This is a genomic window from Mycobacterium botniense, from assembly GCF_010723305.1.
GTDB lineage: Bacteria > Actinomycetota > Actinomycetes > Mycobacteriales > Mycobacteriaceae > Mycobacterium > Mycobacterium botniense.
This window is the reverse complement of sequence record NZ_BLKW01000004.1, coordinates 1,706,399-1,731,649: the sequence shown is the minus strand read 5'-3', so window position 1 is coordinate 1,731,649 and position 25,251 is coordinate 1,706,399. Positions and strand designations below refer to the sequence as shown.

Here is a 25,251-nt window from a genome sequence, read left to right as displayed (position 1 = left end):
GTTCGCGTCGGTCACCTCAACGCCGCGTGTTCGCAGTTCTGCGCGCCGACCGGTGTGCTGCTGACAAATGTGGTGTGCACATCGCCCGCTGCCGGACAATGATGAACCATGAGACTTTCACTCCTGGTGGCCGGCCTCGTGGCCGTGGCCGGCCTGGCGGTGCCAGCTCATGCCGACCCCGCCGAGGACGACGCGAACTTCCTCGCCATGCTCAAAAACGCCGGTATCACCTACAACAACGCCGGCCGAGCGGTAACTGCGGGTCGCACGGTGTGCCAGCTGATCAATAGCGGCACGGCCCCTGCGGACGTCGTCACGCAACTGACCAATGCCAACCCCGGGTTCAAGACCGAAAACGCCCTTACCTTCACCGGGATCGCCGCGCGGGTTTACTGCCCGGGGCGCCTGAAGGACAGCGGCGGCTGACACCGGCATATCGGACGGTTCAGATCCGGGCCGCGCTCATACCGGCCCATCACATCCGCGGGCGCTGCCGGGCCTGGGCCAGGCCTACAGGCCCAGCACCATGGTGGGGAGGTCTGCCAGGAGTGTGCTCAGCATCGAGCTGATGCCCGCCGGATCGAACAGTGTTGCTGCGGCGGGCACACCGAGGTCGCCTGCCGGTAACCCGGCCACATCGGCGGCGAGGTCGTGCACACCCGCCGTCGCCGTACCGCCGATGTCATCGAACACCGAGAAGGGGAACTGGACTAGCGCCGTGGCGACTTCGCTGACACCATTGTCGACCGCGTTCACGATCGCCGTCGGATCGCCGCCCAGGATGGCCTCAAAAACGTTGTACGCGGCAACCTGAGGGGCGGTGATCACGTCACGCACGTCGACGAACAACTGCGTGAGCAAGCCAGGATGCTGCGGGACGGGTTGCCCGTTCCAGCTGACTATTGTCCATCCCTCTTCGGGGTTCCCCTCGACGACGACAATGCCTGTGGTGGGTAAGAAGGCCTCCACATTGCCGCCCAACACCGCATGAAGGAAAAGCGGCGCGAAGAATGACAAATCGGGGTTTTTAGCGTTCATCAGCGCCCAGGTACTGATCGCAGCTTCACCGGAAACTGCGACGTCTTTGGTCGGCCCGCCCGCGCTCACGGTGTTGTCGTAGATCGTGTCAACGGCGCTGCTGAAGCTTTCGTCGAATGCCACCCCGTTTACGTAAGCGCCCGGCATCGGCACGAAGTCTAATCCGAAAACCCACGCAATTAAGGTCAGGTTGTACAGGATTCCGCCGGGGCTTAAAAGTGGGTCGGCGTTGTAAATGCCGCCGGCGATCTCGTCGAGCCCGGGCAAGAGCTGCACATTCATGTGGAGCAGATCGGCCAGCGGCGCCGCGGTCTGTGGCATCCGGATGTTATCCCCGGCGTAGATCCCCGCTACGGGCCTTCCTGCGCCAGTACGGCGCCGAGGGCTTGCGCCTGTTCCCGGCCCATCTCGCTCAGTGGATGTCCGGGGAGAAACGACCCGACTTTGGACAGATACGAGGGGGAGCCGGCCGGTTGAGCGTGCCGCACGAGGTCCAGGGTGATGTCCTCCTCGCCGGTGAGGAGCTGGACCGCATGTTCGTGCACCTCCCGCGGCGGCAGGCCGACCGGGGTGACCGCGATGAGACTGGTGGCCGCAGTCGCAGCGCCGACGATGACATCGCGACGACGGGTCAGGTCCATGAGCGTGTCCTCGGACGCGGGATCAGCCGGCGCAGATCGACGGCGGTGACCCTACCTGCGGCGAGCCTGTGGGAACAATAGTGCGGCGCGCGCCCGGGAGCGCAGGCGGGGCGGCGCCGCATCGGCACAACGCACGACGACCGGGCACGCACAGCGAACACGCGACACCAGTCCCCGGTCACCCTTGGCGAATCTGACTATCCCCGGCTGCTTGTCGAGAACGGCTGAGATATGCCAGCCAGCGGACCGGCGGCACCGCGGTGGTTGAGGCTGCCCACTCTTTAATGTCTTAATGCCCTGGATAAACACTGGTGCGCGGTACTGGGATTGAACCAGCGACCTCTTCCGTGTCAGGGAAGCGCTCTCCCGCTGAGCTAACCGCGCCCGGGTCCGACAAAGATCCGACACAGGGAGGTGGAGACGGGAATCGAACCCGTGTGCACGGCTTTGCAGGCCGTTGCCTCACCACTCGGCCACTCCACCGTGGGGTTGATGCCACTAAAACACCTTCGAGCGGATGACGGGATTCGAACCCGCGACCCTCACCTTGGCAAGGTGATGCGCTACCAACTGCGCTACATCCGCGCGCCACAGACGATACCGTCGCCCGCCGCGAAGCACGACGATAGTCCACCCCAGCGGGCGCGCACAAATCTTTTGATACCACGTGGCACGTCTTTACTGCGGCCTCTTGCAGCGCGTTCTCCCGCAATGGGCGTGCGTGCTAGTCTTCGACCTCGTTCGCCGCTCGGCACCGGTCCCGTGGCTCAGTGGAAGAGCGCCCGCCTCACACGCGGGAGGTCGCTGGTTCGAACCCAGCCGGGACCACCGGTGTTGACGCATCCGCCGAATACGCGGCCGGCAAACTGAGACTGCTGGCTAGGGCAGAATCGGTGCCGCCGAGCCGATTGGCTACCGCGACGAAGGTGTGGGCTCGCGCCGAGTGCGCTGCCACACGATTCGGCGCTGAGCGAAAGGAGCGGGCCGGTGGCGAATGTCAGACCAGCCGCGCCGAGTCCCGGTCTGGAGCCCCACCGCAGGAGCCCTGGGCAAAGACACACCGAGATGACTGGACCGGCACGGGCCCACCGGGCTGCGAGGCCTGCCGAGGCCGACGCAGCCAGCGACACCGCTCCGCTGACCCAGCTGCCCAGCCCTACCGGGCCGCGTCGTAGCCGACGCTGGTTCGCCGGCATGGGCGGTGCGCGTGGAATCGATTGGGTGGCCTGTGGTGTGGCAGCAGGTCTTGCCATGATCTGGGTGGTCGCCTACAGCGGTTGGCGGGTCGGGTCCAAGGCCGATTGGTTTTTCGGTGCCAGCGTATTCAGTGCCGTCGTGGTTGCCTTATGGTTGGCGCTGACCATCCAACGCCAGGCGCTGGGAAACGCTGCAGACGCCGTCGATCAACTCCGCAGGGAACTGGCGGCTGTTGCCGCACGCTCAGCCGAGGAGCTGGCACACGCCCGGGAATTGCACCGTCTCCAGGGTGAATTCCACCGCGCTGAGGTGGAGGCGCATCGGGAGTTGGCCCGCGTGCAGCGCGCTCAGCTGCTGGCGCAGCAACAAAGACAGGCCACGATCGACGTCTCGCGTGCCATCGGCGCCCACACTCACACGCTTGCCATGCTGTGGGATCAGGGCGCGAACATCGTGCGCATCGAGGACCCTCAAGAGCGAGAGCAAGCGTTGCAGCCCATCTTCGAGCGGATCAGTCAAGTGGTGAACGACTTTGCCGTGGAGCTCGCCAACGCCCACGTGCTCGTTGAGGACGATCGTTTGCACGCGGCGCTCAACCGGGTCAACGACGCTGTGCTCATGGCGATACGTGTCGCAGAAGATGTGCATGCGGCCTTCATCGACGGGCGCACGCCAGAGCCCAACCCGATCCCTCCCGTGCAGCTATTGCTGCGTGAAAGGGCCGCTGAAGCCCGGCATCTGGCATGGGAGTTACTCAGTGCCGGTCTGGGCAAGGCCTAACCCCCGCAACGCTTCCGGGGTTGTCCTTACCATTGCACCCGCCCGGGGTTATAACCCGAAGCGCGGCATGATGAGCGGGATACGCGGTATGACCGGAGGCAGCGCTGGGCCTGGCATCACCGGAAGGTGTGGCATCTCAGGCGCCGGCATCACCGGAATGTGCGGCGCCTCGGGTGCGGGCATGGCCGGGATGGGTGGCGCCTCGGGTGCGGGCATGTGAATCGGCGGTTCAGGGGCCGGGACGTTCATCGGTGGTTCTGGCGCCGGCAGATTCACCGGCGGCTTGGGGACCGGCTGCTGCACCGGCGGCGCTGGAATATGGACCGGTGGCGGCGCCGGAGCCGGCTGTTGTATCGGCGGCGTCGGAACATGAACAGGCGGCTGAGGATTCGGAACACCAACCGGAGGCTGCAGGACCGGGAAGTTTATCGGCGGTGGGGGAACTGGAGCTCCCGGGGCCGGCAGGTGTACGGGGCCGGGAATCGGAGGCACCGGGATGGGAGCCACCGGCACGGGGGCCGGCAGCGCCGGCATCGGAGGCGGAGCTACCGGCGGCCGAATCGGCGCCGGTGGTGCTGCGGGAACCGCCGGGGCAGGCGGGGCTAGGGGCTGCCTGGCCGGAACCTGAATGGGTGGTGGGACCGGGGGGTGTGCTTCGGGTGCGGGAGCCTGCTGGGCGGGAACGATGAGGTTTTGCCCGGGCGTGGGTCGCAACGCCACGGTCGGGCGAATGCTAACCGCTAGTGAAATCTCCAGCGCCACAACGATAGCCAAAAACACCGCCGCAGCAGCGCTGCCCACCAGCAGAACCGGTCGGCGCCGCGTGCTGTCGTCCACCCCGCCGGCGGCGTCGAAAATGCTGGTGCCGCTTTCGGCGTCCTCATCCGGCACGGCACTATAGGCCAGACCTTCGTCGCCCGGGCCGGTGCCCGCGTATCCCTCGGTAAACGCATAGGGATCGATCTCGCTGACGGCCGGGTCTTGAGCGTAGGCCAGCGCGGTGGTTGCCGAGGCGAATAGCGGGGCATTCGCAGAGGCCAGTGCCGCTCCGCGGGCCAGTGCGGTGGCCGGATCCTCCGGTGTGTTGACCAGGAGCGGCGTCACCGTTTCCAGCGCCGCTTTGATCGGGGCAACGTCGATCCCGCAGCCGACGACAAAGACTCCCTGGGGGCGGGTTTCGCTCTCCTTGATTGCCGACACCATGCTGCTGAGCTGAGCCGGTGCCGGATCATCGTCACTCAGGGTCTTACGACACACGTCGGTGACTGATCCGTCGTCGCAGTCGACGACACCCACGGTAGCGCTGCCGGCCTCGACGAACAGCATTGCGATGTGGTCGTAGCCGATTGCCTGGCCAACGGTTTGAGCCAGTGCGGCGGCGGCGAGAAATGCCGACACCAGCATGACGTTTTCGATTTTGCGAGCTGCCAGGGCTTCACGAAGTACGCTAGCTTCGGCCGCATCGGTCCAGGCCACGCCGGTCGAGGCCAGCCGGCAACCGGCCTGGGTGGCACCCTCGCGGGTGCCCAGTATCGCCGAAATCACCTGATCGGCCGTACTCGGCATGGGTTCGTCGTGGGCTGCGGGAATCTCGAAGGTGTCTTCTTCCACGGTGACCCCGTCGGCGTTATCGCCCTCTATGAGCACCATCTGGATCGCCGACGGCGCCATCGACACCCCGAGAACGAGGTCCACCGCTCCTCCCTGCTCCTGGCCCACCAACCACGGCCGGACACCGCGGCGGTTCTCCTGCATGAATTTCGTCGCTGCGGCATACCGCGCCGTTACAGGCCGTGATTGCCCGACTCATCCAGTTCTGTAGGCAGCAACCTTGCCGATCGTGGTACTGCGACCCTACTCCGAACCGGAGCGGCGCGCGTCAACCCGGCTCGTTGTCATCTGGTCGTAAGAGCTGTTCAGGGTGGTGGAAGATGTTGGTGCGAGACTGGCCATAGTCAAGATACGGCGGGGGCAGCCATGCGGTGGTGCCGTCGGCGCGTTTGCGGGTGGTGTAGCCGCCGCAGGTGACTAGCCCGAAGTTGCGACTGTTTGGGTGGCTGATCTGGGCTTTGGGGTGGGGATTTGGTGGTTTTTGGTGGGTTGGGTCTGACTACGCGGCGATGGTGAGGGGTATGGTGACCCCGATGAGGTCGAAGGCGCGGCGTTGTTCGGGTGTTGGCTGGGTGAGTGTGTCGATTTCGATGTTGGTGTGGTGGTAGCGGATTTGGTTGCGGGTCAGGGTGGCCAGGTGGTCGAGCAGGGCGCGAAAGCTCCGCGGGGTGCCGTGGGGGGTTTGTTGGCGGGAGGCTTTGGCTTTCGCGGCTGGTGAGCGTTGGGCGGGCGCGACGGGGTTGTCGCGAGCTGGTGGGTGTTCGTCGGTGTAGGTCAGCGGTGCCCAGGTTTTACGCAAGTGCCAGGTCAGATAGCAGGCCAGCAGGCAGATCAGCACGTGGGCTTTGACACGGTCGGACAGCCGGTGGTGGATGGGCCGCAGGTCGAGGTCGTCGGTTTTGATGCTGCGGAAGTCGCGTTCGAGGTGGGCGAGGTTCTTGTAGCTTTGCACCACGGCGGGGGCGTCGAGGTCGGCGGCGGGCACGCAAGTGCGCAGCACGTAGATGCCATCGAGGGCGGCTTCGGCGGCGATGGCGGCCTCATCGCGCCCGTAGGTGAAGCCGGTGTCGGTGATCTGGTAGCGAAAATGCTTGCCCACCTTGTATTTATTGATGACTTTCCCGACGGCTTCTCCGATGCGGGCCGCACCGGTGAGGGTTCCGCGATCGACCCGCTCGGCGATACGGGCCAGCAGCGCCTGGGTCGCGGCCAACAGTTCGGCGCGTTTGCGGGCGCGCTCGGCGGCCAGGGCGGGTTGCGGCAGGCGATCAGCCGCTCGCCCGGGTAGTCGGGGTGGGTGATCTCGGCGAGGTCTTGGATGTCGAACAGGCTCATCTGCAGCGGCCCGTCGTCGGCGGCGAGTTTGGTGATCGCCGGGCGCGCAGCGCGGTGATCCACCCGAACCCGGCGCCGGTGTCGTTGAGTTTTGATCGCCTCGATGCGCGCGCGGGTGATCATCCCGCGATCACCCACCAGCACCAGCTGGGTCAGCCCAAACCTGGTTCGGATGACGTCGACGATCTCGGTGAAGGCGAGCGGGTCGGCGGTGTCGCCGGAAACACCCGCACCGCCACCGGGCGCCCGGCCGCATCGGTGAGCACCCCGTAGGTGATCTGGGAAGTCCCTTTTGCGGTCGCGGGAATACCCGCGGGCGGCCAGCTCGCAGCAGCGCCCGGTCACCCACGAGCTGGTCAGGTCAAACAACGCCATACGCGACGGGTTCACATCGCGACCAAGGTGTTTGGCAACAAGCTTTTTTTCGATCACGTCTTGGCGGGCCAGCAGCCAGTCCATCGCGGCATACACCTCGTCGGTGGATGCGCCGGCGATGGCCAGGTCGGCTCCCAGCGTGGTGTCGGCCCAGCGCGACAGCGTCGCCAGCTTAGAGCCCGGGTGATTCACCCGGGAGATGATCAATCCCAGCACGAGATCGCGGGACCGGCAGGGCGGTCCCAAAAGCGCCGGCAAGCCAAGCTGGCGGGCCATCGCCGCCACGGCGGCCACATGCCCGTGCGGCAGCGCCCGCGTCACCGTGAATTCATCGTCGGCGGGCACCAGGGTATGCCCCTTCAACGTCGCCTCCAGCGCGGCGATCGCCGCCGGGGGCAGCGTGGACAGGTTGGCCACCGTCTCGTTACGCACCGTGGGCCCATCACGGTAGGTGCGGCGCAGCAGCACCGACTCATAGATCCGTTCGCTGCCCTGCTTATCCACGTGAGTCTTCCTCACTCTGACTACGTGGGCCTTCATCGGGCTACGCGGCATAGCCACAAGTATAGACGCTTTACACCAGAATACTCGGAACAACACACATAAATTCGTGACTACAAATTCAGGCCAGGTCCATGCCCAAAATGTCAGCTCAAACGGCTAATCCCCGATCAGAACCCGCCGCAACTTCGGACTAGCTTGTGGTGAGGCCCGCAGCCGAAGGTCAGATCGTTCACGTCAGTACTGCGGGATTGAGCGTAGTCGGTGACGTGATGGACTTCGCAGTAGTACCCGGCTACATCGCAGCCGGGATGCGAGCATCCACGGTCCTTGGCGTATAAGACTATTCGCTGCCCAGGTGAGGCCAGCCGTTTGGTGTGGTACAGCCCGATCGCCTGTCCCTTATCGAAAATCGCCAGGTAGTGATGGGCGTGGCCGGCCAGCCGGATCACCTCTTTCATGGGCAGCAGTGATCCCCCGCCGGTGAGTGCTCTACCGCTGCCCGCCTCCAACTCGGCCAGTGTGGTCGTGACGATGATCGAAACGGGCAGCCCGTTGTGCTGGCCCAGTTTTCCCGACGCGACGATTGCGCGCAGCGCGGGCGTGCAACCCATCATGGTTGCGTTGGGCCGGGGTGCGGGTGTCAGCGTCAATGGCTTGCTGTGAGGGTGGCCCGTCCAACACCGGGTGCTCGCTGTAGGGGTCGGCCATCCCCGGGGCGGCCAGCTTGGCCAGCACGGCTTCCAGGGCGGCGCGTGCGGCGGGGGAAAGCCAGGCGCGCAGCTGTGACATGCCGTCAGCGTCTTGTTTCCCCAATGTCAACGCACGTCGGCGAGCGCGGTCCTGTTCGCTGAAATTGCCGTCCGGATTCAGGCAGTCGGCGAGTTTGTCGGCCAGCGTGCGCAGCTGATCGGGTCGATATTGGGCGGCCAGCCCGGCCAGATGTGCTTCGGCGCGTTGCTGGGTCGCCGCGTCAACGCAGCAGGGCAGCTGCTGGAAAAACGCCCGGATCACGCTGATGTGGCCGGCTCCGAGCTGCCCGGCGCGCTGTGCGGCCGCGGTGGCAGGTAATCGCGGCGGCAGCGGTTCACCGGTGAGCGCCCGGCGGTCCCCGAGGTCCTGGGCCTCGTGGATGCGCCGAGTGGCCTCGCTGCGGGTGATGCGCAGCCGATTGGCCAACCCGTGCGCAAGGCTGCCGCCCAACTCCACCGGGGCTGCTTGCTCGCGCAGTTGGTTGATCAGCGCATACTCCGCGACCGGCAGCAGGCGACGCACCTGCTCCAGCCGCTCCAACAGCACCAAGCGTTCCGGGGTGGTCAGGGAATCACAGTCCAGCCGGATCACTCCCTCGAGCGCGGCCTCGAGGGTATCGGCGGCCGCTAGCGCCGAATCCCCGCATATCGAATGCATGTTCGAATAATAGCCGGTGGTTCCGACAGTCGGCCGCCCGCCGGCAGCGGTTGTGGACGAAGTGGGGTCTGTGGATGAGCGCTGAGGAGTGCGGCGTTCCGGATTCATCACTTGAGCGGCAGATGGGTGCCGGAACCGGCCGACAGCTGCGAGACGGTCAGCCCGGCACGCGGTGACGGGCCCGTCTGGGCCCGCAGCGCTGTGATCCACACGCATCAGCGGGCGGCTGACGGCGCTCATCCGCACATTCTCTGGTCGTGCCCCGCCGTCGCCCCGCTGATTGCCGCCGGTACAACGCGCCAAGAACCTCTACGTCCTCAGGCAAAACACTTCCAGCCCCATGGATCTGCCGATGGACATCGACGATGCGTGATCGAGGGTGGTCACACCCGGCGTCAGGGAGCGGTTGCCGACAAGGCGGCATCCATGCTCGGGTAAACCGGCAGCATTTCGCTCAGCCCGCAGGCCGCGACGATCCGGGGCACGATCGGCTCACGGCTCACCAGGCGCAGATCGACACCGCGGCGCAGGCATCGATCTGCCTCGTCCGCGAGCACTGCGAACGCGCAGCAGGCCATGAAATCCACCCCGTTGGTGTCGATGACCAAGGGTCCCGGTGTGGTGACTGCGGCGGACGCCTCCGCCAGCAGGCGTCGCCAGGTGCTTTCGTTACAGGCGTCGATCTCGCCGCCGGCGTAGACCATGACCGCAGAGCCGTTGCGCTGGGTGGTCGCTCGCAGGGTGCTGTGTGCGTCGCCCAGCTCCGAAATCAAACGAGTGCTGAGCATCACATGGCCAGAAGATCGTTCTGCGATGGGCATATTCATGGTGGACTCCTAATCGGCTAGCGCCTAAAGCGCAGCGATGGATGCCCGTCCTACGCATCTGAAGACAGGGTCTGCCTGTCCTACGCATCTGAAGACAGAACGTCACTGCTGGAAGTCTCATTTCTATAACGAGACACTCCGGTCTGTCTACACGTGGGCGATAAGAGTACGGTAAGGCGATCTCGGGGCGCGCCGTCGCGGCAATATCGCTATCGAAATCGCTATCGAAATCGCTATCGAAATCGCTATCGAAATCGCTATCGAAATCGCTATCGAACGCGTAAACGCGGTGTCAGCACCGCTGATGAGCTGTCCTGCGCCGGTGTTCGCGTGGTAGGCACCGATCAGGTGATCGCACGGTCCTGGCACATCCTGAGGAAGGCGGCCATCATCGCCGCCCGAGGGTGACCCGCCCGAGGGTGACCTGCCCGAGGGTGACCTGGAGGCCGCGCACCGCGCCCAGGGCATGGTGCGCCTGCTGATCGAGCACCATCGTGGGTGGGTCGTCTGCAGGACGCCCGTTTGCCCCCGTTCAGCTCGCTGTCGGTGTGTCGGATGTGCGGTAATGCTCTGCTTCCAGCGCGGCGATCACCCGTGACGTGCGCTCGCGCAGCAGCGCGGCAGCGATCAGTCCGGCGACGACGGCGACGATGAGCGCAATCCACGAGGAACGCTCCAGCCAGCGTTCAGCGGCCACACCGGCGTAATAGACGAGTGCGGTGGTGCCGCCGGCCCAGCAGATCGCGCCTGCGACATTGGCTGACAAAAAACGCGGATAGCGCATCTTTAATGCGCCCGCGAGCGGTCCGGCGAATATCCGCAGCAACGCGATGAACCGGCCGAAGAACACTGCCCGCATACCCCAGCGGTCGAACAAGCGCTCCGCGAACGCGACGTGTCCCGGACCGAAGTGCTTCGGAAATCGGCGGCCCAGCCGATCGAAGAGTGGCATGCCCAGCCGGCGCCCGACCGTGTAGCCGATCGAATCACCGACCGCCGCGCCGATCACCCCGGCGACGCCGACGCCGATCGGGTTGACGGCCAGCTCATGATGTGACGACAACAGCGCGGCGCTGACGAGTACGATCTCGCCCGGCAGCGGAATGCCCAGGCTTTCGATCCCTACCACAGCTCCGACCACCGCGTAGACCGTCAGCGGCGGGATCGCCTGTAGCAGGGATTCCACCGTCATGGCTCAAGCATGCCTGATGCGGTGCGCCGGGCTGCACTCGGCGGCGCCCGTGTCGACCGGCAACCCCTGGCCCGACCTGAGTTGGCGCCGGCAGCGCCCGCTTCGTCTGGGCCGTCACCGATTCCGTGACGCCTCGACGTCTTCTTATCGCAGGTGTCGATGACGCTGTGACGTTGGTACCCCGGCACACGCCACCGCCGATCCGGCTGATGAGCGGATCAGCCCAGGCGAAATACCACCTGCGCCAACACGTCCGGCGCAACGACGGCATTCCTGTGAGTTAGCTGCGTGGTCTAGCCAGTAGTAGCCTTTCAGGGGTACGGTGATGTAACGGAGTCTCTGAACCGCATTTGCGGTGCTGTGTATCATTCTGCCGGGGATTATGCAAAACAGTGCGTCTATCGCATGAACTAATCTCCGCATTTACGGAAATGCTGGCGGAAAAACTGCGGAAAGGCTGGTGCTCATGGCCGGGCGATCGCCGCGTGTGCAGAACCGCATTCACAGGCTGGGCATGTGGGTGCTGTCGCTGTTAGGGCGCCAGGAGTGGCTGGATCGGCCCAGCTACCGACTCGAGCATGTGCTGGCCTTCATGTTCAACGCGCTGGGCGGGGCCCGGGATCGGGTGACCAATGTGTTGCACGGGGTGTGGCTCGGGCATCCACTGCACCCCGCGTTGGCGTCGCTGGCGACCGGGTCGATCGGAACGACCGTGGCGTTGGACGTGCTCAGCGCGCTGCCCGGCCGGCCAGCCGCGGAAGTGCGCGACGTGTCGCGGTTTGCCCGACATGCGCTGGCTATGGGGTTCGCCGCCAATATGGGCGCGGCGGTCACCGGGGCGACCGATTGGCAGCACACCCACGAACAGGCGCGCCGTGTCGGGCTGGTGCACGGGGTGCTGAACACCCTCGCGATGGTGCTCTACGGCTGGTCATGGTGGGCGCGCCGCCGCGGGCGGCATCTGCGGGGGATCGCGGCCAGTGCGGTCGGTTATGGAATCACCATGGCCAGCAGCTATTTGGGTGGGGCTCTGGTGTTCGACGCGGGCCTGGGAATGGACCAGTCCGGTAAGCGGCTGCAGCTGCCGGACTGGACACCGGTGCTGCGGCTGGAGGAGCTGGCCGAGGGGCGCCCGCAGCGGGTTCAGCTCAACGGCGCGGGATTGGTCTTGTACCGCAGCGGACAACAGGTGACAGCGGTCGGTGAGTACTGCCCGCATCTGGCAGCGCCGATGGCCGACGGCTGGATTGACCGGGGCCGCATCGTGTGCCCGTGGCACGGGTCGCGGTTCGACGTGGAGTCGGGTGAGGTGCTGCGCGGTCCGGCGGTGGCCCCGCTGCCCTGTTACCAGGTGCGGCTGGTCGACGGCATGGTTGAGTTGCGCGGCGGGAAGCGAAATCCGGTTGGACAAGGAGTGGCTCAGTGAACGCCTACCAGGTGCTGCATGATCATCACCAGACCATCAAGGGATTGATCAAAAAGATCGATTCGGCGCCGGTGGGCAGCGTCGAGCGGCAGCAGCACCTCGACGAGCTGCTCGTCGAACTGGATATCCATTTTCGCATCGAAGACGATCTGTTTTACCCGGCATTGTCGGCGGCCAGCGCGCTAGTCGCCATCGCACATGCCGAGCACCGTCAGATCAACGACCAGCTGGCGGTGCTGTTGCGCACTCCGCCGAGCGCGGCCAGCTATGAAGACGAATGGCATTCGTTCGCGACCGTTTTGGAAGCGCACGCTGACGAAGAAGAACGTGACATGATTCCCGCCCCGCCTTCTGTGCAGCTCAGCGACGACGAGCTTGACACGTTGGGTAGCCGGATGGCGGCACGCATCGAGCAGCTGCGGAACTCCACCATCCACAAACTGCGCGTGCGCGGCAAGATGGCAACACTGAAAGCGATCTGAACCCGTCTGCGGTGTGCCCGCGGGGTCGCCGGCGTCCGGGTATGCCGCCAAACCTGCGCCTATTCGGGCACTGCGCGCGATTCGTTCACTGACTGCGCCCGGTGTGGTGTAGGGAGGAGGAGTCATCGCTGGCGGGCTCAGAGCGCGGGAGGGTCGGACATGAACCGCGTGGAGGTTGTGATACGCCGAATCGACCGGTTCCAGCAGCGTCACCCGGTTGTCGGTCTGCCGTTCGCGGTCATTCAGAAATTTGGCAACGATCAAGCCGGGGGAAAGGCCAGTACGATGGCCTTCTACGCGCTGTTCGCAATCTTTCCGCTGCTGCTGTTGTTTTCCACGGTTCTCGGTTTCATTCTCAGCGGGCATCCCGCCCTCGAGCACCGGCTGTTGAGTTCTGCGCTTGCCGATTTCCCGATCATCGGGGCCCAGATGCGCAGTTCGGCCCACCCGCTGCGGGGTAGCGGATTGGCATTGGTGTTGGGTGTTTTCGGTGCGCTATACGGTGCGCAGGGCTTCGGCCAGGCCGCCCAAAACGCCATGAACACAATCTGGAATGTGCCTTTCAAAGAGTGGCCCGGCTTCGTCGGTCGTCGGCTGCGGGGCTCTGCGAGCCTGGCGCTCATCGGGATCAGCATTCTGCTGACGACCACACTGATCGGCATGGCGCCGCAATTCCGTCCGCTGGATCAGGCGTGGTCCTGGGCGGCGTCATCGCTGGTCAATTTCGCCGTGTTCCTCGCCGCCTTCGCGCTGCTGACCGCGGCCAGGGTGCGGGTCCGCGATGTCGCGGTCGGCGCGGCGGTCGCAACAGTGTTCTGGGAGATCCTGCAGGCGGTCGGAGACGTTTACGTTCGATACGTGCTGATCCACGCCACCGAGGTCTATGGTTTCTTCGCCATCACGATCGGCCTCGTGTCGTGGCTGTATCTCGGGGCTCGCCTGACACTGCTGGCGGCAGAAATCAACGTGGTTCTGCGATATCGGCTCTGGCCCCGTTCGATGACCCAGCCTCCCTTCACCGCAGCGGACAAAAAAGCGTTCATCATGCTGGCGAAAATGGAGGAACGGCGTCCGGAGGAAACCGTCGGGGTGACGTTCAGCAGTGACGCCGATCGTCAGCCGCTGGAGGAGCCGCGGCACGCGGTGGCGCCGGCCTAATCGCCCGCGTCGCCGGACTGAGGGCGGCACCCGATGCCAGCCCACCATGAGCGGTGTGACCACCCGCCTGTTCTCAGCCGGGTGGGCCGCGGCCGCGTCAGCATCGTCAGGCGAGAACAGACCGGCCTCAGACCACTGTTGTGTCGGCCGGCGCCCGTGTGGAGGGCCGGCGTGCGAAGCTTAGGGATGCGCACTCGCCGACCACGTCGCAGAGGTGGGGTGAAGTTCAACTCGGTGACCGGGCCCCGTTGCGGTGTGACCGCCCGGGCCGGTCTCTGCCGCCGAAAGCGTTTCCAGCCTTGGGAGGTAACGCGTTCCCGGTGTTCGACGGAGTGAAGCAATGACCAACCTGCTGTGGCCCGGAGACCAGCGTGCCGGGGATTTGATGACCGATCAGGCGTTGGTGCAGGCGATGGTCGCGGTGGAGTCCGCCTGGTTGAGCGCGCTGGCGGCCGCCGGGTTAGCGCCTGTGGAATGCGCCGCCGTCGACCTGGGGCAGCTGGTGGGGGAGCAGGACTGCGAAATGCTTGCGCTCACTTCCGAAGCGGGCGGCAACCCGGTGATCGGGTTGGTGGCGCTGTTACGTGACCGGGCCGACGCAGTTGCTGCACAATGGATTCACCGCGGGCTCACTAGCCAGGATGTTCTCGACACTGCCCTCATGGTGGCCGTCCGTGCTGTCGCCAGATTTCTTCTACCGCTGCTTGCCGAACAGATTTCGACGCTGTGCACGCTGGCGGCGACGCATCGCGGCACTGCGATGGTGGCCCGAACGCTGACCCAGCACGCGGTGCCGACCACATTCGGGGCCAAGGTCGCCGGCTGGTTGAACGGTGTCACCCACGCCTATCAGCAGCTCAGCGCTTTGGCCACACCGGCGCAAATCGGCGGTGCAGCGGGAACATTAGCTGCGACAACAGAATTAGCAACCCTCGTTGCGGGTTCGGATGATCCGGTGGAGACGGCTGCCCGCATTGTGGAAAGCGTAGCGACTGTTTTGGGATTAGACACCGGCGTGCCCTGGCATACCACCCGAACACCGATAACCGCCGCCGCTGACGCCCTGGTGGTGTGCACCGACGCGTGGGGCCGTATCGCATCGGATGTCGTGATCCTCGTCCGCCCGGAAATCGCTGAGCTGGGTGAATCGATAAACACGCGGGGCGATGAGTCATTGACGGTGCCGCACAAGCGCAATCCGGTGTTGTCGATTTTGGTGCGGCGAGCCGCTATTGCGGCCCCCCAGCTGGCGGCGACTCTGCATACTGCGGCCGCATTGGCCAACGACGAACGACCCGACGGCGCCTGGCACGCCGAGTGGGACACTCTGCGCACACTGGCGCGCCGTACCGTCGTCGCGGGTTCGCAGTGCAGCGACCTGCTCGCCGGGCTGCAGGTCAACTCCGCGCGCATGGCCGAAAACCTCGACGCCGCCGATATCGGCGATGAGCAGCAAGCTATTGCGGAGCTAGCCGGAAAGCCGCCGTCGCCAACCTATTCGGGCTCAATCGACCGGCTGATCGATGCGAGCATCGATCAGGCGCGAAGACAGATCGAAGACCGGTCGTGACTGGGCAGGCGCCGTCGCGCTATGCGCTTCCACGCCGAAACCGCAGTGTCGCAACGACACCGGCGCTGACAACGATAAAGCAGGCCATCGCCAGCACCCAGTCGCCGAACCGCACGTACACCGTGTTGAACGTCTCGAGCGGCACGTCAACCACCGCCGCACCCCGATACGTGGACGGGCACCACGCCAGTAGCCGGCCGTGCGCATCGAAGGCTGAACTGTCTCCGGATAAGCTCGCGTGCACCGCCGGGTGGCCCACCTCTACCGCATGCACCGCGACATCACCGGCTAACTGGGGCTGGGCCCAGCTGCCCTGGAACGTCGACGTGGAGCTTTGGTAGACCAAGAGCTCGGCGCCGAGCTGTACCTCGCGGCGGGGCAGATCGGAGAAGGTGGCCTCGAAGCTGATCAACGGCCCGATCGCCAGCGTCCCGGCGTGCAGCACCACCGGCCCGGTTCCGCGCCGCCGGTCTTGGGCGGCGGCCTTGGTGTGCTGGGTAATCCAACCGAGCAAGGGCCGCAGCGGGACGTATTCGCCGAACGGCACCAGACGATGTTTCCGGTAGGTGCCCAGGGTTCCGTTCGGTCCGATCAGCACGGCGGATTTGTAGATTCCCCCGTGGGGAGCCGGGGCATCGACATTGACCAGCAGGTCGGCCCCGGTCTGCGCGGACAGGCGCCGCAACCCGGCGAGCACGGCCGGATGGCTGGCGAGGTCAATCCCGATACTGCTCTCACCCCAGACGACCAAATCCGGGCGTTGTCCTGCCAGGGTTGCTGTGATGGCTTCGCTTGCCGCCTGACGGGCGGCCGAATCGGTGATATCGCCGGGCTGCACCAGGGCCACCCGCACCGTCGGGCCGGGCGACGGTGGCGGTCGCAGCAGCAGCCAGGCCGGGCCGAGCCCGGCGCACACCAGCGCCATTCCCAGCGCGAAAAGCCGAGCCGAGATCCCAGGGCACCGAATGGCCGCGGCGATCGCGGTATTGGCCGCGATGAGCAGAAAGCTCGTCAGCCACACCCCACCCAGCGAGGCCGATACCAGGGTGGCGGGCTGATTCCACTGCGAGGCGCCCAGCAAAGCCCAGGGGCCGCCCAGGCTTTGCCACGACCGCACCGCCTCGGCCAGCACCCAGGCGCTGGGCACAACGAGCAGCGCCGCGAGCAGCCGCCGCGTCGTCAGCTGCCCGGACAGCAACCGCTGCGTGGCCCAACCCCACGGGATCCACAACGCGCCCACCACGGCCGCCATCACCGCCAGTAGCGGACCCGCACTGGGCAGCAGCCAGCACTGTGTTGCGGCCACATAGCCGGCAAGGCCCAACCACGCCCGCAGCCCGCCCTCCCGCGGGGTCGGCGCGGCCCGCACCACCAGCAGCAGCGGCACCACACCGATCCAGGCCAGCCACCACCATGACACGGCAGGAAAAGCCAGCGCGGGCAGCGCGCCGGCGCACAGCGCGGTGAGTCGGCCCGCTGCGCCCCCGAGTCGGCCCGCTGCGCCCCCGAGTCGGCGCACTGCGTGCGGGCGGCGCCATCTCCAGCCCAGCATCAGCGCGCCCACCACCCACCAGCCGAGCACGAAACCGGCGGCGATCAGCCACAACAGCCAACGCTCCCGGCCGATTCGCCATAGCGGGACCAGGGCCAGCCCCGCTGTGACGAACGCGACGTTGTAGAGCACGTCATAAACGGCGAACACCCGCCCCCGCACCTGGTCGGAGGCGGTGCCGCCGACCAGCGCGTCCACCGCGATCTTGAGCACCTGAAACGCGAACGCCGCCGCGCTCACACAGCAGACCAGTGCCGCCAGCGACGGAAACAGGCCGCCGGCATAGGCCGCGGCGGCGCCGGGCAGAAACGCGGCGGGCACCAGCGCCACCGCCGAATATCGCCGTGCCAGCGGCGGCGCGGCCAGCGTCCCGGCGAATGCCGCCAGCCCGGTCGCCGCCAGCGCCACCCCGTACCCGGAAATCCGCAGGTTGTAGCGGGAATCGGCGATCAGCACCAGCACCACGAATCCGGCGCCCAGAAGCAGTCGATGTGCCGCGACCGCGAGCAGCGGCCACCGGATAGCGGGCTCCCCGGCCACCGCCCGTATCCCCTGGGCGAGTTCAGCGGCGAGCTGCCTGAACCGGGCGAGCAGCCCGCTCCGTTGCCGGCCACCCACATCGGGAAGCCGGGTGAACGCGACGCAAGCCGCCAGGTAGCACACCGCCGCGAGCACAAAACCCGCCGCAGTCGACCGGCCCACGATCAGCGACCCGCCGACCGCCCCCAGAAACGATGCGCTCATCCCCGCCAGCGCGGATACGGCGTTACCGGTGACCAGATCGGCGATCGGCACCGTCCGCGGCAGCGCGGCGCCCTTGGCCGCCAACACGAACCGCGAGAATGACAGCAGCACCAACACTTCGATGAACGCCGCGGCCGCCGACCGCGCCGAAACTGTGACGATCCCGGCCCCGGTGAGCACAGCCCGCAGCACCGAGACGGTGATCAGTGTGCGTCGCCGGTCCCAGCGATCGATCAGCACTCCCGCGGCAGGGCCGACAAGGCTGAATGGAAGCAAGGTCACCGCGAGCACTGCGGCAATACGGCCCGGCGTGGCGCCGCGCCCGATGTCGAACAGCACAAACTGTGCGAACGTGATTTGGGCCAGCCCGTCGGCGAGCTGGCCCAGACATTGTCCGCCCACCAACCATTTCAGCGGACCGGCCAGCAGCGTCCGTGCGCCGCGCCAACTGCGCTCCGCGCCGACACCGCCGGCGCCGGCCATCGCGCCGGTCACCGGTAACGGGTCAGCCCTATCGATGGTTGGCCGCCTCAGCAGAAGGTCTCACTGGTGTGCACTTGATGTTATGTCGGGGCATCAGCGGTCTCCCTGACCACCTGGGTGGGGTTCTTGTCGGTGCGCAGACCCCGATAGCGCGGGTGCCTTAACTTGCCGTCACGCGTCCACTCGGTGAATGCGACCTGGGCGACCAGCTTCGGATGCACCCAGTGCACGCCGGCCGGATGACCCGGTCCCCGGGTGAACGGCGAGGTGTCGCTTTCGATGGCTGACAGCCGCTGGTGCAGGCTGCGCAGCGCGGCGGCGTCGAAACCGGTTCCCACCTTGCCCGCGTAGACCAGATCGGGTCCCCGGTAATAGCCGACCAGCAGCGCGCCCAGCCCTACCCGGCTGCCGTTGGGTTCGGTATAACCACCGATGACGAACTCCTGGTCGTGAACGCACTTGAATTTCAACCAGTTCAGCGAACGGCGCCCCTCGTAGCGCGCATCCGCTAACTTGGCGATCACCCCTTCGTCACCGTGCTGGCATGCCGCCCGGTAAGCTTCCTCGCCATCTTTCACACGGTGTGGTGTGTAACGCAGCGGATCACGAAACTCGAACGCGTCGCGGAGCAGCTGTTTCCGCCAAATCAGCGGCAGAGCGGTGACGGCCTTGCCCTCGAGATGCAGCAGGTCGAACAGGTAGTAGAACACCGCTATCCCGGTGGCCCGGGCCCGCTGTGGATCGGTGATGCCCATTCGGGCCTGCAGGCGCGCGAAGCTGGTGTGGCGGCCCCTGAAGGCCACGATCTCGCCGTCGACGACGAACCGGGACGGGCCCTGCGTACCCAGCGCGTCAACGAGTTCCGGATACGTCCCATTGAGCAGATGGCGGTTGCGCGACCTCAGCCGCACCCGATCACCGTCGCGGAAAGCCAGGCATCGCTCACCGTCGAATTTGGTCTCGAAGATCCACTGCGGGTCAGAGAATCGCTTCTCGGTCAAAGTGGCCAGCATCGGAGGCGCCCAGTCGGGGACCGGCTCCTCGCGCAGCAGGGCGCGCATCTCCTCGGGCAGTTCATCGATCACGACAATGCGTCCGCCAGGCCGACAACCAATCTGTACGTACCCTATGCTCCCATGGGTGATGCAGAGGTGAGCTGGCTGCGCGCCCGCATGTGCGCGCCGCCGCCGGGTCCCGGGCCCGCGTGACAGACCGCTGATGATCCCGCTATCCGATGGCATTGCGGCCCGCCGGTTTCCGCTGGTCACCGGGGCGCTGATCGCGGCCAACGTCGCGGTTTTTCTGTTCTACGAGCTGCCCGACCCCGAGGCGGCGATCGCGCACGCATCGTTTTATCCGTGCGGTGTGGTCAACTCTTGCCGTCCACCCGAGCCGTGGGGTATCGGCTGGATCACGGCCATGTTTGTGCACGCGGGCTGGGATCACATCCTGGGCAATATGCTGTTTCTGGCGATCTTCGGCAAGAACGTCGAGGACGCGTTCGGCCGGGGCGGGTACCTGGTCTTCTACTTCGCCGGCGGCTTCTTCGCCACCATGGCGCAGACCGCGATGACCCTGCTCTTCGGCGCACCATCCGATGCGCGCATACCCACCCTGGGGGCCAGCGGTGCGATAGCTGCTGTGCTCGGAGCGTATTTCATGGTCTATCCCCACTCATGGGTGCTCACGCTCGTGCTGTGGCTGCCGATCAGTATCCCCGCCTGGTTCTATCTCGGCGCGTGGTTCCTGTACCAGTTCTTCGAGAGCAATTTTGCGCTGTTAGAAGGGAATATGGGCGGAAGTGGGGTAGCGTTCTTCGCTCATGTCGGGGGATTTGGGTTCGGCGCAGTGGTGGCCGGGGTTCTGCTTGACGTAGGTGAAATCACGCGGCGGAGGGCACGATGGTACGGAATGTAGGTCCAGTCCTTGTGCTGGCGGGCGTCGTCATCGTCGTGGTGGGCGTCCTGGTCTGGGCCGGTGGGCTGTCGTGGTTCGGCCGGCTTCCCGGGGATATCCGCATCGAGCGGGAAAACCTGCGTGTCTACATCCCGCTGGTTTCGATGCTGGTGTTATCGGTCGCGCTCAGCGCAGCGCTGTTTTTGGCGCAGTGGATATTTCGGCGGTGATGCTCAAGCGGGCCCCGGGAGCAGTCGCGGTCGCCGATCATCAGATTGTGTTCGACCGGTTGGTCGGTTATGCCGCCACGTCAGCCACGAACTCGTTGCTGCGGGAGTGGGTCGCCCGGTAGATCACCAGTCGGCAGCTTTGGGGCGCAGGTCCGCTCGCGGCGCTTGACGGTGCTGCAATCCAGGGGCCACGACCTGTTTTTCGCCTGGTCTGCCCTATCGCCGACGAGCACGACGATACCGCTGTGTGTTCGTGTGCTTCGGCGGGGACTGGCCGCTGCCGGGGGTTTGTGCAGCCACCCCACGCTGTGCCGACACACCGCGCTCGGTGTAGCGCCGAAGAGCCACAGCCGCCGCAGCGAAAGGTTACCCGGGCAAGGGGCGAAGGTCCCGGGTGCGTGCTGCCGCCGTCGGGACCAACGACTCTAGCGGCATATACCGCCCTCACTAGGGTCGATCGCAGACCCCGATAGCAGGAAGTGACATGCCCCAAACAGCTTCGACGATGGAGAGTGTCAAGAAGGCGGTGCCGTCGGCGTGGTGTGCCCCGTCGGCGCATAACAGCCCTCCGCTGCGGTGGGTGCTTAACGGCGCGGCGTCGGACCTGTTCGTCGATCTGGGCCGGCCGGAGCCGCACGTATTGATCCGTGTTGGCATCGCACCGCCAAGGGAAGAGCTGCCCGCCGCCACACCGCGACGGCCGCTGCACGATGTGCTGGACATCTGCGAGCCGCGCTCACGGACCTAGTCATGACGGTGACGATCGATCCGCGCCATTACGACGCGGTGATCTTCGAAATCGACGGTGTCGTCGCCGACACGGCCCGCGTCGGTGCGCCGGTGTTCGATTCCGCGGTTGCGTTGCTGGGCGCGGTGCACGATGCCGGATTACGCACCGGTGCCGTCGCGTCCGGGGGCAACTGCACGGGTTTGGCTGCGGCGGGTATCGGGGACATCGTCACCGTTTGTGTCGACCTGGGCCGCCCCGGCGAGCCGGATCCAGCCGACATGCTGGAAGTCGCACGACAACTGGATGTGTGGCCGAGCCGCTGCGTGCTCATCGCAGCGTCGGAATCCGTGGTCAGGGCCGGCCGTGACGGTGGATTCGCTTTGGTCATCGGTGTCGATCGCAGCGGCCACGACGGCGAGCTGCGCCGCAGCGGCGCAGACGTGGTGGTTGCCGACCTCGCCGGGGTCATTGTGCACAGTGGGCACCGCCGGATGTCGACGCTTCCCGACGCGCTGCAGTCCTACGCTCAAATCGCGGCGGCGGTGGCCGCCCGGCGGCCAGCGGTGCTGCTGGACTTTGACGGCACACTGTCTGCCATTGTCGATGACCCCGGCTCCGCTGCGCTGGTCGGCGGCGCGGCCACTGCGCTGAAGGCGCTGGCGGCGCAGTGCGCTGTCGCGGTGGTCAGCGGCCGCGATCTCGCGGACCTCACGCCTCGTGTCGGGCTGACCGGCATCTGGTACGCGGGCAGTCACGGCTTCGAGCTCACCGCGCCCGACGGTACCCATCACCACCAGGCGAGCGCCGAGACAGCTGTTGGTGTGCTCGAACGGGCGGCAGCCGAATTGCGGGACCGATTGGCGCTTCTCGACGGGGTCCGCCTCGAACATAAGCGATACGCCGTGGCCGTGCATTACCGCAACGCTGCGCCCGGGGCGGTGCGCGAGGCGATCGTCACGGCGCATACCATCGCTCAGCGCAGCGGGCTTCGGGTTACCAATGGGCGCAAGGTGATCGAACTACAGCCGAGCATCTTGTGGGACAAAGGAAAAGCCCTCCGATGGATTGTGCAACGAATCGCCGGGTCTGAACCGGTGTTGCCGATCTACATCGGCGACGACCTCACCGACGAGGACGCCTTCGACGCAGTGCGCTATGACGGTGTGGGGATCGTCGTGCGCCACGGTGAAGAAAAAGACCGCCCGTCGGCCGCCCGGTTCAGCCTCGATGGCCCGGATGCGGTGCGCGCATTCATCGAACACCTCGCCCGGCAGATCACCGCCGACCGAGACGAATCGGCCAATCCCTGGACTCTCAGCTTCGGCGGTTATGACCCTCGCGATGAACCGCTGCGTGAAGCGCTCTGCACTGTGGGCAACGGGTGTTTCGCCACCCGTGGCTGCGCCCCGGAGTCGACGGCGGGAGGTGTTCATTATCCGGGGACCTACGCCGCCGGCGTCTATAACCGACTTACCGATCACATTGCCGGCAGCACGGTCACCAATGAAAGCCTGGTGAATCTGCCCAACTGGCTGCCGGTGACATTTCGTATCGACACCGGGCCGTGGTTCGACATCGATGCGGTCGAGCTGTTGTCCTATTCGCAAACCCTCGATCTGCGTCGGGCGGTATTGACGCGCCAGTTTCGGTTCCGCGACGCCGCTGGCCGCACCACCGCGGTGACCCAGCGCAGATTCGTGGCAATGCACCTGCCCCATGTGGCCGCGCTGGAGACCACGGTGACAGCCGAAAATTGGTCGGGGACACTGGAGTTTCGATCCGCCATACACGGCGACGTGGAGAACCGACTGGTCGAACGCTACCGCGAATTGTCCAGTAGGCACCTCGAGGTGACGCGGCTGTGTGAGTTATCCAGTGAAGCAGTCCTTTTGGAGGCTGCGACCGTGCAATCCCGGATACCGGTCGCGGTGGCAGCGCGCCATACCCTGTGGCGCGACCAAACACCGGTGCCGGCTGGTCACCGGTTGGTGCAGCACGTGGCCCGCATCGGTCACGACATCGCGGTCGACCTTGCAGTCGGGCAATCGATCACGCTGGAAAAGGTGGCTACCGTCGTCGCCGGACGCAATCCCGCAGTGTCCGAACCGGCGGAGGAGGCGGCGCGGCAGCTGCGCGGGCTGGGCCGAATCGCCGAACTGCTGCGCGGCCACCTGCTCATCTGGGCACATTTGTGGGAACGATTCAACATTACCATCGACGAAAAGCCTGACGAACTGCGTATCGTGCGGCTGCACCTGCTGCATCTGCTGCAGACCCTCTCGCCGAACACCGCCGAATTGGATGTCGGGGTGCCCGCGCGCGGCCTGCACGGTGAGGCTTATCGCGGCCACATCTTCTGGGACGAGCTGTTCGTTTTTCCCGTTTTGAATGTTCATCTGCCGACGGTGACCAGATCATTGCTGCAGTACCGCTATCGACGGCTGCCGCAGGCCCGCCGGGCTGCTCGAGAGGCCGGCCACATCGGCGCGATGTTTCCCTGGCAATCCGGTAGTGACGGTCGGGAGGAAAGCCCGCAGTTCCACCTGAATCCGCGCTCGGGCAGGTGGAATCCGGATCCCAGCGCACGCGCCCACCACAGCGGTCTCGCCGTGGCCTATAACGTGTGGCAGTACTACCAGGTGACCGGCGACGTCGACTACCTGGTCGACTACGGAGCGGAAATGCTGACCGAGATCGCGCGCTTCTGGGTGAGTTTGGCCAGCCTGGATACCGCGCGTGGACGCTATGTGATTCGCGGTGTCATTGGGCCCGACGAGTTCCATTCGGGCTATCCCGGTCGGATCTACGACGGCATCGACAACAACGCCTACACCAATGTGATGGCGGTGTGGGCGATCGTGCGTGCGATGGAAGCATTCGAGCTGCTGCCGTTGTCGGATCGGCTCGACCTGGTGGAAAGGCTCGGGGTGGACAGTTCGGAATTCGACTTGTGGGACGACGTGAGCCGGCGGATGTTCGTGCCGTTCCACGACGGTGTGATCAGCCAATTCGAGGGCTATGAGCAGCTAGCCGAATTGGATTGGGACGGCTATCGCAAGCGGTACGGGAACATTCAGCGTCTGGACCGCATTCTGGAGGCCGAGAACGACGACGTCAACAACTACAAAGCCGCTAAGCAGGCCGATGTGCTGATGCTGTTTTACCTGCTGTCCTCCGACGAACTGCGTGAATTGTTCGACCGTTTGGGATACCGATTCGCCCCCGATCAGATCCCGAAAACCATTGACTACTACCGATCCCGCACCTCACACGGCTCCACGCTGAGCGCGATCGTGCATTCCTGGGTTTCGGCCCGCGGCGACCGGGACCGGGCGCTGAAGTACTTCCAGCAACTCCTGTTATCCGACATCGCAGACGTGCAGGGAGGAACCACCTTTGAGGGCATTCATCTGGCGGCGATGGCCGGAAGCGTCGACCTTTTGCAGCGGTGCTTCACCGGACTGGAATTTCGCGCCGACCGTATCGTGCTGAACCCGCTGTGGCCTGAAACCCTTGGAACACTGACCTTTCCCCTCAGATATCGTGGTCATCGCCTGCACGTGCAGGTCAGTGGCCGCCAGGCGAAGGTCACCTCGGACTCTGAGCAGACCAACGCGATCGATATCGAGTATGGGGGGCGAGTGCATTCGCTCATGCCCGGGTGCACGATCGAATTCGGCTAGTGTGTCGATCTGCCGGCGGTTGCGGTCTTGGTCAAAAACAGGTTCGCTACGCGCTCGATGTTGCCGATCACGCGCGCCCGCTTAGCGCTCGGCGCTACGTCGGTGTTGGTGGGCCCAGCGGTCAGCGGCGTGGCCGCGAAGCGCAGGCCGGCGAAAGGGCCGCCCATCGCATACGACAACCTCGACTGCCCCGCTGCTGTTGTGGGCCGGGCCGGCCTAGTGGTGATCGCCGGATCGGATGCGTTACCTGCCGCGCCGCTAGTGCACAAGGGCTCACGCTGCCAGACGGACGGTGCACACTTCGCAGCGATTATCCGCGGCGCCGCTGCGCTGAGACCGGTGAACGCGGTGCCGGGGCAGTGCGGCAGCTCGAATCGACTTTGGTTGTCG

The 25,251-nt window shown here is 65.7% G+C and carries 17 protein-coding genes, 4 tRNA genes and 4 pseudogenes; 11 read left to right on the top strand and 14 right to left on the bottom strand.

Annotated features, from left to right (window positions below):
- Nucleotides 1–126 precede the first annotated feature (126 nt).
- Nucleotides 127–426 (top strand): DUF732 domain-containing protein, encoded by a 300-nt coding sequence (locus G6N08_RS17965; RefSeq protein ID WP_246216799.1) that lies wholly within the window; start codon nt 127–129, stop codon nt 424–426.
- An 84-nt stretch (nt 427–510) separates the two neighbouring features.
- Here the strand turns inward: G6N08_RS17965 and G6N08_RS17960 are convergent, their stop codons facing one another.
- The 5 genes from G6N08_RS17960 to G6N08_RS17940 all read right to left on the bottom strand — a co-directional run bounded on the left by G6N08_RS17960 (nt 511) and on the right by G6N08_RS17940 (nt 2,264).
- Nucleotides 511–1,359, bottom strand: coding sequence for a histidine phosphatase family protein (locus G6N08_RS17960; protein ID WP_163759474.1), 849 nt, complete (start codon nt 1,357–1,359; stop codon nt 511–513).
- Between the two features lie 29 nt (nt 1,360–1,388).
- Entirely contained in the window at nt 1,389–1,679 is a 291-nt protein-coding gene (locus G6N08_RS17955; RefSeq protein ID WP_163759471.1) for a histidine phosphatase family protein, read from the bottom strand.
- A 309-nt stretch (nt 1,680–1,988) separates the two neighbouring features.
- Nucleotides 1,989–2,063: transfer RNA gene (locus tag G6N08_RS17950), tRNA-Val, on the bottom strand.
- 28 nt (nt 2,064–2,091) lie between these two features.
- A tRNA-Cys gene (locus G6N08_RS17945) sits at nt 2,092–2,162 on the bottom strand.
- A 29-nt stretch (nt 2,163–2,191) separates the two neighbouring features.
- A tRNA-Gly gene (locus G6N08_RS17940) sits at nt 2,192–2,264 on the bottom strand.
- Between the two features lie 171 nt (nt 2,265–2,435).
- Here G6N08_RS17940 and G6N08_RS17935 point away from each other — a divergent pair.
- Nucleotides 2,436–2,507: transfer RNA gene (locus tag G6N08_RS17935), tRNA-Val, on the top strand.
- A 237-nt stretch (nt 2,508–2,744) separates the two neighbouring features.
- Nucleotides 2,745–3,656 carry a hypothetical protein gene (locus tag G6N08_RS17930; protein WP_246216798.1) on the top strand — a complete coding sequence of 304 codons (912 nt, stop codon included), beginning with the start codon at nt 2,745–2,747 and terminating at the stop codon, nt 3,654–3,656.
- Between the two features lie 48 nt (nt 3,657–3,704).
- On the opposite strand, the gene G6N08_RS17925 is transcribed toward G6N08_RS17930, so the two are convergent.
- From G6N08_RS17925 to G6N08_RS17905, 5 genes and pseudogenes are all read right to left on the bottom strand, one after another.
- The gene (locus G6N08_RS17925) at nt 3,705–5,351 is read right to left on the bottom strand and encodes a DUF7159 family protein (protein WP_170301296.1); all 1,647 of its coding nucleotides are present in this window, start codon (nt 5,349–5,351) and stop codon (nt 3,705–3,707) included.
- Nucleotides 5,352–5,766: 415 nt separating this feature from the next.
- Nucleotides 5,767–7,517, bottom strand: a pseudogene (locus tag G6N08_RS21470) (IS1634 family transposase).
- 140 nt (nt 7,518–7,657) lie between these two features.
- A pseudogene (locus G6N08_RS17915) lies at nt 7,658–8,888 on the bottom strand (HNH endonuclease signature motif containing protein); the annotation flags it as partial.
- 395 nt (nt 8,889–9,283) lie between these two features.
- Complete coding sequence (locus G6N08_RS17910) at nt 9,284–9,715, bottom strand: anti-sigma factor antagonist (RefSeq protein ID WP_170301295.1); 432 nt, start codon at nt 9,713–9,715, stop codon at nt 9,284–9,286.
- Nucleotides 9,716–10,247: 532 nt separating this feature from the next.
- Entirely contained in the window at nt 10,248–10,907 is a 660-nt protein-coding gene (locus tag G6N08_RS17905; protein WP_163759468.1) for a DedA family protein, read from the bottom strand.
- 466 nt (nt 10,908–11,373) lie between these two features.
- Here G6N08_RS17905 and G6N08_RS17900 point away from each other — a divergent pair, with 466 nt between their 5' ends.
- From G6N08_RS17900 to G6N08_RS17885, 4 genes are all read left to right on the top strand, one after another.
- Nucleotides 11,374–12,333, top strand: coding sequence for a Rieske (2Fe-2S) protein (locus G6N08_RS17900; RefSeq protein ID WP_163759465.1), 960 nt, complete (start codon nt 11,374–11,376; stop codon nt 12,331–12,333).
- Nucleotides 12,330–12,815 carry a hemerythrin domain-containing protein gene (locus G6N08_RS17895; RefSeq protein WP_163759463.1) on the top strand — a complete coding sequence of 162 codons (486 nt, stop codon included), beginning with the start codon at nt 12,330–12,332 and terminating at the stop codon, nt 12,813–12,815. Before G6N08_RS17900 ends, G6N08_RS17895 begins: the two co-directional genes overlap by 4 nt.
- A 159-nt stretch (nt 12,816–12,974) precedes the next feature.
- Nucleotides 12,975–13,973 carry a YihY/virulence factor BrkB family protein gene (locus G6N08_RS17890; protein ID WP_163759461.1) on the top strand — a complete coding sequence of 333 codons (999 nt, stop codon included), beginning with the start codon at nt 12,975–12,977 and terminating at the stop codon, nt 13,971–13,973.
- A gap of 340 nt (nt 13,974–14,313) precedes the next feature.
- Nucleotides 14,314–15,543, top strand: a complete 1,230-nt coding sequence (locus G6N08_RS17885) for a lyase family protein (protein WP_163759459.1) — start codon at nt 14,314–14,316, stop codon at nt 15,541–15,543.
- Between the two features lie 19 nt (nt 15,544–15,562).
- On the opposite strand, the gene lnt is transcribed toward G6N08_RS17885, so the two are convergent.
- The 3 genes and pseudogenes from lnt to ligD form a co-directional block, all read right to left on the bottom strand.
- Nucleotides 15,563–17,095, bottom strand: coding sequence for an apolipoprotein N-acyltransferase (gene lnt / locus G6N08_RS21380; RefSeq protein ID WP_371869069.1), 1,533 nt, complete (start codon nt 17,093–17,095; stop codon nt 15,563–15,565).
- Between the two features lie 120 nt (nt 17,096–17,215).
- Nucleotides 17,216–18,322 (bottom strand): annotated as a pseudogene (locus G6N08_RS21375) (MFS transporter); the annotation flags it as partial.
- Nucleotides 18,323–18,402: 80 nt separating this feature from the next.
- The gene (ligD, locus tag G6N08_RS17875) at nt 18,403–19,383 is read right to left on the bottom strand and encodes a non-homologous end-joining DNA ligase (RefSeq protein WP_163760847.1); all 981 of its coding nucleotides are present in this window, start codon (nt 19,381–19,383) and stop codon (nt 18,403–18,405) included.
- 157 nt (nt 19,384–19,540) lie between these two features.
- Here ligD and G6N08_RS17870 point away from each other — a divergent pair, with 157 nt between their 5' ends.
- From G6N08_RS17870 to otsB, 4 genes and pseudogenes are all read left to right on the top strand, one after another.
- Nucleotides 19,541–20,239: a rhomboid family intramembrane serine protease gene (locus G6N08_RS17870; RefSeq protein WP_163759455.1), complete on the top strand. Its 699-nt coding sequence runs from the start codon at nt 19,541–19,543 to the stop codon at nt 20,237–20,239.
- Nucleotides 20,224–20,448, top strand: coding sequence for a DUF2905 domain-containing protein (locus G6N08_RS17865; RefSeq protein WP_163759452.1), 225 nt, complete (start codon nt 20,224–20,226; stop codon nt 20,446–20,448). The genes G6N08_RS17870 and G6N08_RS17865 overlap by 16 nt, the downstream gene beginning before the upstream one ends.
- A gap of 622 nt (nt 20,449–21,070) precedes the next feature.
- Nucleotides 21,071–21,196 (top strand): annotated as a pseudogene (locus tag G6N08_RS20920) (hypothetical protein); the annotation flags it as partial.
- Nucleotides 21,197–21,198: 2 nt separating this feature from the next.
- Nucleotides 21,199–24,861 carry a trehalose-phosphatase gene (gene otsB / locus G6N08_RS17855; protein ID WP_163759450.1) on the top strand — a complete coding sequence of 1,221 codons (3,663 nt, stop codon included), beginning with the start codon at nt 21,199–21,201 and terminating at the stop codon, nt 24,859–24,861.
- On the opposite strand, the gene G6N08_RS17850 is transcribed toward otsB, so the two are convergent.
- Nucleotides 24,858–25,130 carry a hypothetical protein gene (locus G6N08_RS17850; RefSeq protein WP_163759448.1) on the bottom strand — a complete coding sequence of 91 codons (273 nt, stop codon included), beginning with the start codon at nt 25,128–25,130 and terminating at the stop codon, nt 24,858–24,860. The genes otsB and G6N08_RS17850 overlap by 4 nt on opposite strands.
- Nucleotides 25,131–25,251: the final 121 nt, after the last annotated feature.